The organism is Kosakonia sp. N21, from assembly GCF_050587465.1.
GTDB lineage: Bacteria > Pseudomonadota > Gammaproteobacteria > Enterobacterales > Enterobacteriaceae.
The window spans coordinates 785,426-801,462 of record NZ_JBOBHR010000001.1 but is presented as its reverse complement, the minus strand read 5'-3'; the positions used below and the strand labels follow the sequence as shown (position 1 = coordinate 801,462).

The following is a 16,037-nucleotide window of genomic DNA, read 5'->3' as shown; positions in this document are numbered from 1 at the left end:
TTTTAAGGGATTAAACCTCCTCGTGGATCCTTTGCCTGTCGCCAGGCATCAGTTCATCTTCACGAAAAGCTTCCCGTTTGACGCCGTAGCCGTCATACCACCGACACTCCACCATACCGCTGGCATAGCCGGTGACGATCATGCGCGGACCACCATTTTTGGGTATCACTTCATCACTGACCAAAAAGACCATCACTGCCTCCTGTATCAGGGCGAAACTTTTTCACCTTAGACGAAGTTTGTTTATTTTGCATAATGCCGGCCGTAAGATTTTATTCAGCCGCACCCCGCAAACGCGTTATCCCTTTCATTACCGCAACGACCACCGCACCAATCACAAAGCCCAGCACCAGGTTTGCCAGCACCGGCGTAAGTGTCTGCAATACGGCATTCTGCCCGGCGGCAAATTGCTCTACTGCGTGGTGCAACGGCGCAATACCGTGCACCACGATGCCGCCGCCGACCAGGAACATGGCCAGCGTGCCAACCACCGACAATATTTTCATCAACAAGGGGGCAGCGAACAGCAATCCTTTCCCTACGCCCTGCGCCAGTACGCCGTTTTTCTCCACCAGCCAGTAGCCCATGTCATCGAGCTTAACGATAATGCCCACCAGCCCGTAAACACCAATGGTCACCAGCACGGCAATGCCCGACAGGATCAGCACCTGGTTGAGCAATGGCGCGTCTGCAACAATGCCCAACGTAATCGCAACAATTTCCGCCGACAGAATAAAGTCCGTGCGCACAGCACCTTTGATTTTGTCTTTCTCGAACTGCTGCGGATCCTGCGCCGCCAGGGCTTCCAGGCGCTGTTGGCGCGCTTCAGGGCTCTCTTTATGTTTTCGCGCTTCAAAGGTATGCAGCACTTTCTCCACACCTTCAAAACAGAGAAACGCCCCGCCCAGCATCAGCAGCGGCGTGATGGCCCACGGGATCACTGCGCTGATCAACAGCGCCAGCGGCACGAGGATAACCTTGTTCAGCAGCGACCCTCTCGCCACGCTCCACACCACCGGCAACTCGCGGTTCGCACGCACCCCGGCGACTTGTTGTGCATTGAGCGACAGATCGTCGCCCAGCACGCCAGCGGTCTTTTTCGCCGCCAGTTTGCCCATCACCGAAATGTCATCCAGCAATGTGGCAATGTCGTCCAGTAAGGTCAATAAACTACTTCCTGCCAAAATATCCTTCCTTATTGATTATGTTGCACAAAAGCGCGCAGGTACTGCCTGCGTTCCCTCAGTATGCGGTAAAAAACGATACGCGGAAACGCCCTGCTGGTGTCAACAAAAATTTAACACTTTCTTCGCAATTAACCACTCGCCAGCCCGGTAGTTTTGACGTTAACTATAAGCCTCTTATCTTTTCCTGGGTGGGTTATGCGTTTCAGGCATGTTTTACCGCTTATTGGCGCGCTTTTTGCGCTCTACATTATTTGGGGTTCCACGTACTTTGTTATCCGCGTTGGCGTTGAAAGCTGGCCACCATTGATGATGGCTGGCGTCCGTTTCCTCTCTGCGGGTGTCGTCCTGACAACCTGTTTGTTATTGAGTGGGCATAAACTGCCGCCTCTGCGCCCAATGCTGAACGCCGCATTACTTGGCGTACTGCTGCTGGCGGTCGGTAACGGGTTCGTCACTGTCGCCGAACATCAAAATGTGCCATCCGGTATCGCGGCGGTCGTGGTCGCCACCGTGCCACTATTTACCTTGTGCTTCAGTCACTTTTTCGGCATTGCTACGCGAAAACTTGAGTGGTTTGGTATCGCCATTGGTCTGGCGGGGATTATTTTGCTCAACAGCGGCGGAAACTTAAGCGGTAATCCGTGGGGGGCATTGATGATTCTGGTGGGGTCGATGAGCTGGGCCTTTGGCTCGGTGTATGGCTCGCGTATTGCGCTGCCCGTCGGGATGATGGCAGGCGCTATCGAAATGCTGGCGGCAGGCATCGTGCTGCTGGCGGCCTCGGCGTTAACCGGTGAGCGACTGACCCGGCTACCTTCGCTGCAGGGCTTTATGGCGGTGGGGTACCTGGCGCTGTTCGGCTCTATCATCGCGATTAACGCCTATATGTACCTGATCCGCAATGTCTCTCCTGCCGTGGCGACCAGCTACGCTTACGTCAATCCGGTGGTCGCCGTGCTGCTGGGCACAGGGTTTGCCGGCGAACACCTTTCGCCCGTCGAGTGGCTGGCGCTGGGGATTATTATTATGGCGGTGGTACTGGTCACGCTGGGCAAGTACCTGCTGCCGCAGCGCCCCGTCGTCACCCCGTGTGAAGCGGAAAAGTAATACAGGCTGAATAGCCGCCTACAGAGAGCGGCTATTCAGCAATATCCATTACGGCATGGATCCCTTGCGTATCAATCTGCGCGAGAGCACCGCCTTCGCAAACCCACTCTTCCAGGCGCTCGCTCAGCGCCTGGTCGCTCAACTTCAGTTTTCCTCGCAACGCGCATTCCCAGACAATTAACACCCGCCATCCCTGCTCGCGCAGCAAACCGCAGTCGCGCTTATCCCGCGCTACGTTTTTGCCTATCTTCTCCAGCCAGAAATCGGTGCGCGTCGCCGGGACTTTAAACAGATGACACCGGTGGCGATGCCAGAAGCAGCCGTGGGTAAATATCACGCAACGGTAGTTATCCAGCACAAAATCAGGACGCCCCGGTAAAGCGGCGTCCTGTACACGAAAATCCAGCCCGAGTGATTGCAGGCAGCTTGCCAGCCGCTTCTCGATGGCCGTATCCCGCGTGGCGATCGCGCGCATGTTCTTGCTACGGGTTGCTTTGTCGTGCACATCCGCCATTCTCTTACTCCGCTACAGGGCGTGGGAACCGAAGCGGCGCAACACATCGTCGTCGATGTGCTGAAAATCGCCCTGTAATTCGGCGCTCAGCTTGGCCATATAGTGCACCAGAAAATCGGCATTACTGCGCGCCAGTTCACGCCCCTTTTCCGTTTGCATGGTGGCAGGAAGCTTTAGCAGTTTGCAACGAAAGTGATCGAGGGCATACGCCCGGTCATCCAGTTCCCGCTGCGCCGCGAAAGGATCGTCGCCATCGAACAGGGCAACGCCCAGCGAGCCGGAAACGGCAAATACCCGCGCCAGCCCAATAGCGCCTAATGACTCCAATCTGTCCGCGTCTTGCACGATTTTCGCCTCCAGTGTCTGCGCTGCAATGCCAGCGCTGAAACTGTGTGCTTCAATGGCGTGGCATACCGCTGGCACTGCCTTTTGCGGGTAATCGGGAAAATCCTTGCCCAGCACATCGGCGGTTTTCTGCGCTGCCATCACTGAAGATAAGTGCCGCTGCGGGTGGTTCTTCGGCAGGCTGACAATGTCGTGGAAATAGCAAGCAGTCAGGATCACCAGCGCATCCACCTGTTGCTCCTGCATCAGGGTCTGCGCCGTCTTCCACACCCGGCGAAAATGCGAGACGTCGTGCGCGGCATCTGCATGGTTAAAATGGTGGCGAATCCATACGTCAAAACGGTGCTGCCAGTCATTGATAGTCATTGTTGCTCCTGCGCGAAAAACCATAACAATAGCATCTCATGTGTTACAGGTCGTCATTATCACAGACAAATGGCAGGCAGACATAATATAGATTTATATTTCCACGAGAAATATACCCGACACCAAATTAATAAAATAAATAATGTGGCATCTGATTTAATAACTGTTTATTTACTGTAATACTTATGCGATGATGCCCGCGCATTATTAGTGACCTCTCTAGCTTTTGTTTTTTTGTCAATATTTGACAACTCGTATCCTGGCATTACCCGCCAGGATATTTTCTTTTTATCCATAGCATTAATTAATAGATTCACTCACTTCTACTCTGTTTATATCTCTTTTTAGCATAATTGTTCCGACATTAATTTATCCGTGTAATATTTTTAGGGCATATCCCAGTCGATATCATATTCGTCAAGTTCGAGATCCGTCAGTCGATCCTCTTTTGCAAGCATCCCCCCCTGAAGGATAAATACCGACAACGCGCTTTCATCTCTTTCTCTTTTAATCGCTCTGTCAATATCTGCTGCTGCAGTGTTTTCATCCACTACAGGGACAGAACGTTTAGTCACGGATGGCTTGACTTTCACTGACCATAAGATGCTTTCCTTCCCGCTGAATGCTTCTGGCGTAACTGAAAACGCCTCCAGGAGTGCGTTATAAAAAATAGTAAGATGATCCGCATTATTCAGCTTTGCATTCGCCCGCAACATTGGGAGCCTGGTTAGACGCGCCTGCGCCAGTATCCTCTCCTGATCGGTAAGTGCACGCATTTTTGCGGCCTGAATTTCACTGACAGCGAACTGCCGTTTGCCAATACCAAACTGCAACCCCTCCTCACTGTACAGCCCGGATCCAAACATAGAATGCGCCTGTTTCATGTCTGCTAATGCTCCCAGCCTGTTGCTGTCCGCCAGATACTGAAAATCAAGACTCCCTACGGACAAGTGAGTCAGCTCATGTATGGCCGTCTGGCTGCTGTATGATTGCGAATAATTCTCCAGAACAACGAATATCCTTCCGGTCGGGTCATAGGGATAAACAAAAGCCTGATCCATCGCCGCCGCGTGTTTACCTTCTTTAATCCGCACAGGGATCACCCGGGAAAACTGCTTCTCGGCTACATGAAAGCGTGCCGCCTCATAGGTCTCCTCGGCAATAACCGCGAAACGGTTATAAGCTTCAGTCAAAATACGCGGATCCTTTTCATTTAGAAAACGGGCCATTACGCTAATAAACTGTTGACGAATTTCCGGATTCGTTTTTGCCTCCCTCATGATGGCCAGCACTTTTTCCGTCTCTTCAAAAGCCCTGGCAAAGCTCTCTTTGACGCGGACCGCCGCGGCTTGTTCAGCGGGAATTTGCGCACGGAAGGCCACCTGCCATACATCCTCGCCCGCCTGCTCATAGACTGAATTTTTACCAGGGAGTTTTGTAAATCGCTCAATCAATTCCGTTTTTGTCGTTTCCTCCAGATTTTTCATCCCTGGATTTTTAGACAGAGGATAAAACGCTTCAATATCCGGCCCAAGCACCTTAAGCTCCGCCGCTTTACTGGTAATTTTGAAGGCCTTATCACCTCCCTCACCGCGTGCAATTTGCGGCGGAGGTAACAAATCGAAATTTTGCCATGTTAATGAACCTTCCCCTAAATCTGCTTCAGACAAAATACGTCCGGATAACGCTTTTTCCGGTACTGGTGGCTTTTTCAGCTCCTCAATTCTGGCATTCTTTAATGTGATATACCATCGCGGAACTTTCAAAATAATACCATCTTCAATAAAATCATCTGGGGGAACAGGCAATAACTGGAAGTTATTTACGGCACTGGATGGATTATTAAAATCCTTGTACTTTATTAGTCTACGTTCAGAGCCCAGACTATATTTAACTGCCCAATCTGCTTCGCGTGAGATAATCGGCCCGGTAAATCCGCTCATGTTCTCACCAAACTGTCTGGCCGTTAAATCAATAGCATAATCAATGCCATTTTTTTTGGCGATGACTACAAAATGGTTACCAGGTGATGACATTGCATTTATCCACATATACATCCCACGGAAACGAATATCTGAAAATCCTTCTGCACTAATGATTTTCTCAATCGGGTACAATATGGTGTCGCATTTTCCCCCCGGGCTATTGATTGCGGCTTCAATATCTTTATTATTTTTCAATTTAGCCAGTAATTGTTGCGAATTAAAATCCGTCGTCATATCAGATGCAATCTCTGCTGAAGATTTTATATCCCTGATAAACTCAGTCGGTATAATTGGGGCATTTTTTTTCGTCCCACTGTCACTTCCAGATGGCGGTTTTACACGATTGGCAGAATTCGCGACTGGCATGCGGGAAGTTCCTGCTTCGTTTCCTTTTATTTTCCAGAATGTGTCCTGAATAACATCATAACTTATACCTGTTTGCTTCTTGATGATTTCTTTGTATTCCTCGGGTGGAGAAACAATTAGCGCATCATCAATATAACCATATGATGATAATTCACCAGAATAGTCAGCCAGCTCATTGTGTTGATGTTTCAGAATATTGAAATCAGTATAATCAAGGTACTTAACGACTTCTTTTTGGGCAACCGCGCTATCACTTAGCTGACGCAGCCATTGCTCTTCTGTTGAATAGAGAAAGGCCGATTTTCCTTTCTCTCGCATCAAAGAAACGATGGCCGTATCCTCCCCTCTTTTGGCTACAATCACATAGGTGTTTTCAACCTTGTTCTCTGTGACCTTTTTCCAGCGAGAGACAACACGAAACCAGGTGTCAAATCCATTTTCACGTAACTCATTAGCGGTTTCCACCAACTCTTTATTCCATTTTTCTACACGGGGACGACTCTGCACGGTATCGAGAGGATTCGGCGCAGCCTCCTTATTGTCGCGCACATCTGGCTTCGAAAGGATCCGACGAAGATCGTCATTATTTTTTTGGCTCACAAAACCATTTTTTTTGCCCACTTGTCTCAGCAGTTCAACTTTTAGGGATTTTCCGCTGAGCTTTAATTTGTTGATGATATATCCATACATTTTCGGCAACGTTGTGCGTACCGCCGTCACCCCCAAACGTGCAACCTGGTTGGCAGCAGCTTTAAGCAGCGGCCCTGCCGCCCCAGATACCACATTCCCTCCCAACTCAAATGCCACAGCCATAACCATCGAGTGCAGATACTGCGCCCGTTCTTCCTCATCATCTGCCTGTGAATAGAGCACAGCATTCGGCACTATATCCACCAGCAACGTCGATACCAGCGAAGCCAACAACCATGCCCACGCAGGCCCGCCAATTACGATGCCGCCGAATATCATCATTATCCCAACGGCAATAGAAAGCGTATTAACCAATTCAGATGTTTTGACCCGTGCGAACTCCCCGGACGTGACAATCAGCTCATCATATAATTTAGTCATGTCTTTATGTTGTAAACGGGTAAGGTAACCGACTAAGTCATCAATTGCACCTGGTGAAAAGGTCGTAAATGGCGGTTTAAACACGGTGTACATGTCTCCGGCTTCCGGGGTAAATTGGCTGGTTGCATCAATCATGACACCCTTGTATTCAAATGGTTTTGCGATGTTCGCCAGATCTCTGCCCGTACGAATGGTCCTGTGCTTCTCAATAAATTTCTGTAGATTGGGGTGGGATTCAGGAAATGCGGGTGGCGTTTCGTAGAGATTCTTCGGGTAATTCTCACGTTGCAAAACTGAAAAACCAGGCCACGGTATTTCATAATAGTCATTTCCCCACAGAGACAGTAGTACTCCCATTTTATTCTTGCCTGCAGCTTGCGGACTGAGTGGAATAAAAAACATGCCAGAGAGTTCACTGCCATGCCATCTGACGATTTCCGCTTTGGTCTGCCCTTTCAGATAACTCTCAACCGCATCGATATAGACCTTATAAGCACTAAGGAGTGCTGGCTCTGTCTTTTTCCGCTCAAGATAATTCAGCGCTGCTTGTCGGGCCATGACCTTATAGATCTGTTCAGTTCTCTGTTTCCCTCCAGGAGAGTCTGAAACAAAAAGCGCTTCAAGCTTCGTTTTAATATCCTTTTCAATTCCATTTTCAAGAAGATTCTGTAATTCCGCCGGAAAAGAGCGCGGCCACTGAATAGCATACTCCCGGTGCATACTTATTGTATCTCTGCGCAATTTTCCTAACACAAGATCGCGCAAGGTATAGGTTTTAGGAAGGGGATAAGTAGAGGGCTTCCCCTCACTAAAAGGCCGCTGGTAAGGTTCGACAAAAGCAACAGAATCCGGCGACCATGTTTTATCCAGACCATATTTTCCGAGTGATTCATTGATAAATGAATCAATATACCCCCCCGGATTCAGGATCTTTTCGTTGAGAAAACCGGTCAGATTTTCGAACGTTTCCTCCATTTTTTCTTGCATCTTCCCTAAGATATATTGCCGGGCGCTAAATCGCTCTTCTGGCAATAATTCTGCTCGTTCAAGAACCTGCTGAAGTTTATCCCAGTCAATCTCAGCAAGCGGTGTCCGGGTCGGTATGACGCTCATTTCCTTCTTATTTTCTTCCGTTACTGCCTGCGCTGTTGTGGTTGCCTTTGTAGTGGTTGCTTTTTCATCAACGGTTTCCTCCGTCACGCTCGGTGCCGATACCGGTGTCGTTGCTGCTTGTTCCCCACGGCCCTCCTTCTGTTTCAACCTCTGTCTCATTATTGGTAATTGCTGTAATATCTCGTCAATTCCCCGATCGTGTTCCGTGATATATGTCGTAGGTTGAGTCCCTCCCCATAAACGGGAAATATTCTCCTGTATAATTAATCGCAACTCCTCATCCAGCACCGCATAGTTGTAGGCTTTCTTCACATCGTCAGCCTCTACGGCTTCCAACTGACGCTTCACGGCGAGAATGCTCATTCCAGTATAAAGCTTCACCAAATCAATCTTATTATCGGTGGTTTTCAGGTAGTCGACGCTGGATTTAACAAACTGCTTCAGAGTATCTGTAAAATCATCTGTAAATCTGGAAAGATCTATATGCTGCAGATAGGACAAACTGTATTTTTTCCAGAAAATATCCCCAGCTGGAATTTCTACATTGTATTTCCAGTCTGGCGCTTTTAAATTTTCGGCGATTGGTCGGTTTCGAAGAGGGCTAAATGCATCCAGCATAAAATGCATAAATTTTAGGCGTGACATCTTACCGTCGAGTCTGGCCAGCACAGATTCGTGAATTGCCGTTTTACCCCATTCATCTTTCAATGCAATTATCAGTGTATGCATCCGCATCGCAATGTCTTTAAACTCTTTGGCAACCGACATATCCATGCGTACCAGGGCCGTCCCCCATTCCAGCAATACACTCCGATAAAATCGTTCGTAATAATGTCCGACATGCAGCCAACGTGTTGCCGGCAGATCATCATAGGGAGGCAAGATAGCCATATCGCTGGCCGTTTCAGCCGCCAGCTGAAGCATTTTGCCTTTATAGACATCGTCGAGGGAGTCAATACCCAACTGATCCATTTGGGTATACCAGGCATCTCTCAGTGGAAAACTCTCCCGAGGCGCCGCCAGACTATAATGATGAGAAGGTTGCGGCCCGGCTTTCAGGATGCCAAACAGTGTTTTCTCCCTGTTCCCCTCTTTCGCCTCCTCATAGCGTTTGGCCCAATACGCCTGTCTGGACGCAGACTGGGTTGCCGTTGAATTTGCCGCTATCGTGGTCGCCGTCGTATCGACGGTAGCAGAAGGAACAATTGGCAGCGATCGTTTTGCCCTGGCACCATGAAGATTCGCTGTGCCAGGGATTTTAGCCATCTCCGTCGGCCTGGCGCCGGTATCGTCAGCCTTAAGTTCCGCGACCAGCGCAATCAGTTCATCCATTTCCGCTTTACTGTAAGGTTGAAGAACCTCTTCCGGCAGGCTATTAACGGGCTCGGGTGCACGCGCCGGAATCGAATGGAGGAGAGTGTCCAGAACCGCCCGTTCATCCTCTGTCAGCATGCCGGTCAGTTCTGCCAGTTGTTCATACGCCGCCGCGCGTTCATCTTCCCGCTGCCCGAATATCGAATACCAGGCATAGGCCAGCCCGGTCAGTAGCGCCGTGGCGCCCACCGTCTGCGACACGGCTCGCGGGTTCACCTGCGCCGCTGCCGCCGCCATCAGCACGCTGGTGGTCTGCATCATACTACTGCCCTGTGCCGCCATCCTCCGGCCCGCCTCTGCCAGACGCTCCGTCAGACCCGGGCCCCCTGCCGCCTGCGACGCGGTGTATGCAGTCGTTGCCGCCGCGCCCCATAATGGCAGTTCAATCGACTCGCCGTTGCGGTTCCCCGCTGAGCGCGCGGCGGGCGGTTCTTCTGCCTCCGTCTGCGACACCGGCACAGCCGGCCCCGCGTCGGGAATAACAGGCTCCGGCGGGAGATGGCGCGCCACAGAAGCCGGCCCGGCTCCGCTGGCATCCAGCACATACAGCATTGCGGTGAGGCGCTCCTGCAGGTTACGCCCGCGCAGTAGCGGAGACTGCGGTTCGCCCGATGTTCCCGCTTCCAGTTCTTCCCAGGCTGCGCGCAGTTTCGCGCCGCTCTGTTGCCATGCGGCGTCCGGATCGCCGCGCACACCTTTACCACGCCGCCTGCTGCGGCTCTTTTTGCGCGCACCAGTCGATGCTGGCTGTTCGTCTACAGAGGGTTCATGTGTCGGCATCGTATTGTTCCTTCAGACAGTGACATACGGAGATAGCGGTCTGTACTCAGGATGATGGGCAGACCCTGCTGCAGAATGTTTTCTGCAGCAGGGTCTGTATTACGGGTTAGTGACGTCGCCGGAAGGGGTCGCCTGCGTGGTACTGGCCAGTTCACTGATGGCGAGAACAAGTGCCTTAATCTCTTCGTCAGTAAGAATATCGTCGACCGTAAACTCACTGGCCTGGAAAAGTGCCACGTTAAGGAGATGCTCACTGTACTCCCGCACAACCAACTCTTCCTGCGGCGATAAGGTTGGGGTTTCTGGCTCGGCAGTCGTCACCCGTCCCGGGAGATCGCTTTGCTCCGACACATCGCGTTTTGCCCGCGCGAGCGCATCCTCAATGGGTTTAATACGCCAGGTGTAGGCCTCTGTTCCCGCGAAGGTGACTTTCTCAAACTCAAAATTATTAAACAGCGCGAGAAACAGGATCACCTGCGAATCGGCGTTACCCATTTTCGCATTCGCCCTCTCCATCGGCAGAAATCTCACCCGTGCCTGCGCCAGGGCACGATCGTACTCTGAGACCGGGTTAAGACGTTCAACCCCGGTGGTGCCATAAGACTGCCCGGCCCGCCCCAGCGGCACATGTGCGCTGTCCGGTTCAAAGGGGTAAGTGCCAAAAGAGAGGTGATGCGCACTGAAGGGCGTGTATTTCTTAGGAATATCCGTTATGTAAACGTAATCTTCCGTACCGATCGCCTGGTGAGATATCTCGTGGATAATAGTGTCATGAACGGCTTTATCCTCGAAGATATCGGGTAACACAACCATGATACGGGCAGTGGGATCTTTTTGATAAACATAGGCAAAAACAACCGGCTCTGAAGCATCGACCTTCTGCATGAGCACAACACGCCCAAGTTTTGTCTCCTGCACATGATAGCGGGCAAACGTCCGGAGCCGTTCCCCCAAAATACTCAGCCGCTCATAGGCCTCGCCGAGAATTTTACTGTCGGTGGTATTGAGGAATTTCGCCAGTATCACCAGAATTCTTTCATGCAACGCATAGTTATTTTTGGCCTCAAGAAGGAGTGCCTGTACCTTCTCTGCAATATCATGCACCCGGTTAAATGCCTGCTCGATGATGTTTAACTGCGACATGGAGACAAGGCCCCCACCGTTGGCCGCCTTGATTCGCGAAAAATCCGTCGAAACAACCTTAAAGCCCGGATCGGAATGGAGTGATTTTGTATAAAACGACTGAAGCGCCTCGCTCAGTCGCGGATTGTTTTGTCGGAAAGGCAGATCCTTAACTAACGGCCGGAAATGGGTGATATCAGGACCAAGATCTTTTATTTCCTGGATCCGTTTCATTAATTGCGCATCTTCGGCGTTGGACGTTTTCCATGCTTTCGGTATGTCGTCTAACAACTGGACCTGTCGTAATGCAGCTTGTAAATCATCACTTTCTTCGATTGCGTTTTTGATAATTGTCGACAGGCTGTTTTCTCCGGCCGGGTCCTGAGTACGAATATGTAATTGATCGAGAAATTTCTGTATCGCCTCAAAACTCACACCCTGTTTGGCCACACTATCTTTATAAGCCTGCGACGCGTAGATCAGAACGCCCTCCTGTGGGTAATCCTCGAGGGGTAACGTACCGCTCATTTGCGTCAGCGGTCTTAACCCACCTTTAATCCCGGAGAGTTCAGCTTCACTGGCCAGATCGTAATACGCCAGTAGCCAGTCATCTGACTGCTGTGCCTTATTCGCCATGATTTGTAACCACTCATCCTCATCAAAGTAGATATATGAAAACTCACCTTTGTCAGAAAATAGCTGAACCACTACCCGGTCCTGCCTGCGTAGCCCACGGATATAATAGCTGTTCGTAATTTCGTGCGTTGTACTGCCTTTTTTCCAGGCGGTCACGATGCGCACATTGGATTCGAAACGCATTTTATCCATTTCGCTAATCACATCGGATAACGCCTGAACTCTTCCTTCGAGGGACAGATCGGCTTTCACGCTAACAGGGGGGGTGATCCGGCCTGAGGGCCCTGCAACAGGTTCAGGTTCGGGTTTGGGCGGTTTCACCTTCGTACCGGGAGGATAATTAAATCCAGGAACGTCCGGGGCGGATTCAACAGGGATCTCTTTTGGTACGGGGGGCGGCGCGGGCTTTTTAAGCGTCCTCACTATCGCGTCCAGATCGTCAAGCCCTTGCTGGCTTATCGCCGTGGCGACGCCTTTGTGTAACCGTAAACGTCGCACGCCTGTTTTAGCAATCACGCGCAGCATTTTGTTTTTCAGCAGCTTATACATTTCGGGCAGCGTATCCGGCAGCGCGGTAACAGCAAGGCGCGTGAGCCGCGAAATCCCCCTGAGCATCTGTTCCATCACCACGCCCGCCAGACTGCCCCCCATCTCAAACGCCACGGCCATTAAAAGAGAGCGCATATACACTTTGCGCTCTTCGTCATCATCCGCCTGCGAATAGAGCACGATGGTCGGCACCACCTCCAGCAGCAGTGTGGTCGCCATTGAGGCCGCAATCCACGGTAAGGCAGGCCCGCCAACCACGATCCCCCCTACCATCAGCAGCAACCCGGACATCACCGCTAACGTGTTCACCAGCTCATGGACAACTGCCCGTTGATGCTCAGCGGATGTCTTAATCAGCTCATCATACAGATCGGCAAGGTCACTCTCCTGCCGTTCAATCAGCGTATCGATCAGCACTTCACGGCTTCCGGAGGTGGTGGTAAACGGCGGGTTATAGACGGTATAACTGGTCTGAAAGGTATAATCCTGATGCTGTTCCGGCGCATCATGGTGATGAGGCAGGAAACCGAAGCTGTCAGGAATATCTTTCAGCGCCTTCCCGGTGCCGACAGTCCGGTATTTTTCGATGAATGCCCTGAACCCGGAATCGGTTTCAACGGTGAGTGACGGCGGAACTTTTCTGTCCTCTCCTTCTTTTTTAATCAGTTCGGCCAGTCCCGGCCACGGCACTTCATAGTAGTCGTTATCCCAGAGCGAGAGCAGCACCCCGATTTTCTTATTCCCCAACACGCCGGAGGAAGGAACAGGAATAAACATCAGGTTGGCGAGTGTGCTGCCATGCCACTCCACGGTTTCGGCCTGCGTTTTCCCCTCCAGAAACTGTTTTACCGCATCAATATAGTGCTGATGATATTCTCCCCCTGTTCCTCCGGGTGTTGTTTTTTTCTTGTCGAGATAGGCCAGCGCGGCCCGTGTGACCATCACCTTGTAGACGTTTTCGACCCGCGATTTGCCCGCGCCAAACACCGCATTCAGTTTCAGGTCGACAGAGAGGTCTATTTTCAGCAGCCTGTCACGCAACTGCTGGCTGAAAGCGTCAGGCCAGAGAATATTGCTGTCGGAATACGCCGTCCCAAGTTCCTGACGTGGCACACCCCGAACGATATCGCGAAGGGAATAAGTATGAAGAACCGTCTCGTGTATTTCTGCAGCGCGCCCGCCGGACAGATGATAGATAATTTCCTTGACGGTGATATTACTCTCCGGCGACCACTGCTGGTCCTGCTGATGAATACGGAGTGATTCACGGATAAACGCATCAATATAACGATCGGGCGTTAAAATATCCTCGCCAAGAAAGCCGGTCATGTCCCCCAAAAATGCATCCAGTTTCCCTTTGAGCTCGTCCAGCTTTTGCTGGCTGAAGCTAAAATGCTCCGGTAACGGCGGCATGGCTTCCATTTTTCTGCCGATTTCCGTCCAGTCAATACTGTCGTTTGGTTCCTGGCTGGATTGTGCGGTTGCATTCTCAGGCGCGACCGTCGTAGACGCCACCGCGGATGAGCCTTTGTCCACCTGTACAGGAAGCGTGGCGCCTGCGGCTACTTTAGTTTTCGACGGCGTACCGGGCTTGTCCGGCGCCCGTTTTCCAAGCCAGGCATCCAGTAACGGCGTAATCTCTTTTCTGAGGGCGTTATATCTGCCCAGCCAGAACTTCATCTCATTGGTATGCCAAAATTTGACAATATTTTCGCGGATATTGCGCACCACTTGCTCATCAAGCACGGCATAGTTGTAGGCATCCTCCCCACGCTTTTCCTTGAGGGCATTTTTCAGACGCTCGAGGGTCAGGAGGCTCAGATTGGAGTAAAAATCACCTAATACAATCTGATCGCCTCTACTCGACTTTATTTGGTCAGCAAGGTCACTCACAAAGGTGAACAGCGTAGGACGAAAACTGGCCGTAAATTTTGACGGATCGATCTTGTCGATATAGGCCAGACTGTATTCTTTCCAAAATACTTCTGCCTTGGGGATTAGCGGGCTGAATATAAGCGTTTCATTTTTCAACGAACCAGACATGGACTTGTGAGTACTGAATGTGCGTAATTGCTCATTTCTTTTTTTCAGTTGCTTACTCTGGTTGGACAGTTTTTTCAAAGCAGCCGCATCCATTGCCGCGCCATCAAAATCACGATTAAGATCTCTTGTCAGATTCTGCAGTCGCCCCACCTGGACGTTGCATCTGCTGGCGTCAGCCACCTCCAGGTTAAGAATGAAGTTAGCCCACAGAGACATCACTTTCTGATAAAACAGCAGGTAGTATTTCCCCAAATGCAGCCATGAGTTATCGGGTAGTTGAGCGATGCCCGCTTTGACCCCCGGCGCTTTGGCTGCATCGCGAGATGCCACCTCAATTTTGTCACTGAATTCATGCGGCAGGCTCTCTAATTTCAACGCATTCATCCGTGTGACCCACGTGTCATTCAACGGAAAACTCTCTCTCGGCGCCACCAAATAATTCCAGCTGTCATTACCCGGGCCCTTGCGGAGTAAATCGAGATAGAATTTTTCCGGAGAGCTCTCCGCCATTTCTTCATACCGGCGACGCCAGTATGCCTGCCGGATTTCCGGCCCGACCGTCGTAGGCGCTGGGGGGGGCGTTACGGGTGGCTGTGCGGTTGTTGTCGTGGTTGTGGTTGTCGTCGCAGGCTTTGCTCTGACTGGCGCTTTTGTGGTGGTGGTCGTTTTTTTCGCCGGGTTATACACACTGCGCTCGCCAATGGCCCAGCGTTTCAACCGGCTGTGGGGTACAAAGGTATCAATAGCGCCTGTAAATGCAGCGTCCAGTTCCGCCGCTATTTGCTCCAGTTCAGCTATCTCGCTGGCATCAAAGGGATAGATAGCCTCTTCAGGTTCGCTCACTGGCGCTTTATGCAGGCGGGATAGCTCGTCAATCATCGCACGCTCTTTTTCAGTCAGCGCACCGGTCAGCTCAGCCAGTTCCTCAAAACTCAACGAGCTACCGCCCTGCTCAGCATTTTTTTCGCCAAAGAGTAAGTACCCGGCATACGCAAGGCTTCCCAGCAATGCCGAAGCGCCCGCCGCAATCCCTGCGCCTTTTCGCGTCATCATGGCGGAGGTTCCCGCCATCAGAATGCCGCTCATACGGGCGATACTGGCAAGACGGTCGGTTATGCCCGGTGCCCCTGCCTGTGCGGCAGCCGCCCCCCCACCCAGCATGGTCAGAGCAATATAATCATACTGCGGGCGTTCACCGGCGGACGTAGCCGCGGGCTCAGACAACGGGGAGGCATCCTCGGACACATGCGGGTCCACGTCACGCGCCTCATTTGCAAAGGGGTCGGGTGTCGGTGGAAGAACACGCTGCGGCATCCTGGGGCCAGCCCCTGTCACATCAAGCAGATAGAGTAGCGCGGTCAATCGCTGGCGAAGATTACCAGGCTGAAAGGGTTCAATCTGTGGCGCCACCTCCTGTTGTGCCTGCCATGCCTCCCAGGCAGCACGAAGATCGGCCCCTCCACGCTGCCACGCCTCATC

The 16,037-nt window shown here is 51.5% G+C and carries 7 protein-coding genes; 1 reads left to right on the top strand and 6 read right to left on the bottom strand.

From position 1 onward, the window contains the following. Window positions 1–10: 10 nt before the first annotated feature. Entirely contained in the window at window positions 11–193 is a 183-nt protein-coding gene (locus tag ACQ3G7_RS03610; RefSeq protein ID WP_061494276.1) for a YodC family protein, read from the bottom strand. 79 nt (window positions 194–272) lie between these two features. Next, the gene (locus ACQ3G7_RS03605) at window positions 273–1,184 is read right to left on the bottom strand and encodes a DUF808 family protein (protein WP_430888866.1); all 912 of its coding nucleotides are present in this window, start codon (window positions 1,182–1,184) and stop codon (window positions 273–275) included. Window positions 1,185–1,382: 198 nt separating this feature from the next. On the opposite strand from ACQ3G7_RS03605, the gene yedA reads away from it, so the two are divergent. Beyond that, window positions 1,383–2,294, top strand: coding sequence for a drug/metabolite exporter YedA (gene yedA, locus ACQ3G7_RS03600; RefSeq protein WP_263100363.1), 912 nt, complete (start codon window positions 1,383–1,385; stop codon window positions 2,292–2,294). A gap of 31 nt (window positions 2,295–2,325) precedes the next feature. Here yedA and ACQ3G7_RS03595 read toward each other — a convergent pair whose 3' ends face one another. From ACQ3G7_RS03595 to ACQ3G7_RS03580, 4 genes are all read right to left on the bottom strand, one after another. Next, window positions 2,326–2,808 (bottom strand): very short patch repair endonuclease, encoded by a 483-nt coding sequence (locus ACQ3G7_RS03595; RefSeq protein WP_430888865.1) that lies wholly within the window; start codon window positions 2,806–2,808, stop codon window positions 2,326–2,328. Window positions 2,809–2,820: 12 nt separating this feature from the next. After that, window positions 2,821–3,519: a phosphohydrolase gene (locus tag ACQ3G7_RS03590; protein WP_430888864.1), complete on the bottom strand. Its 699-nt coding sequence runs from the start codon at window positions 3,517–3,519 to the stop codon at window positions 2,821–2,823. 386 nt (window positions 3,520–3,905) lie between these two features. Then, a complete protein-coding gene (locus ACQ3G7_RS03585; protein ID WP_430888863.1) occupies window positions 3,906–10,208 on the bottom strand; it encodes a hypothetical protein in 6,303 nt (2,100 codons plus the stop codon). Window positions 10,209–10,307: 99 nt separating this feature from the next. Next, complete coding sequence (locus tag ACQ3G7_RS03580) at window positions 10,308–15,401, bottom strand: hypothetical protein (protein WP_430888862.1); 5,094 nt, start codon at window positions 15,399–15,401, stop codon at window positions 10,308–10,310. Window positions 15,402–16,037: the final 636 nt, after the last annotated feature.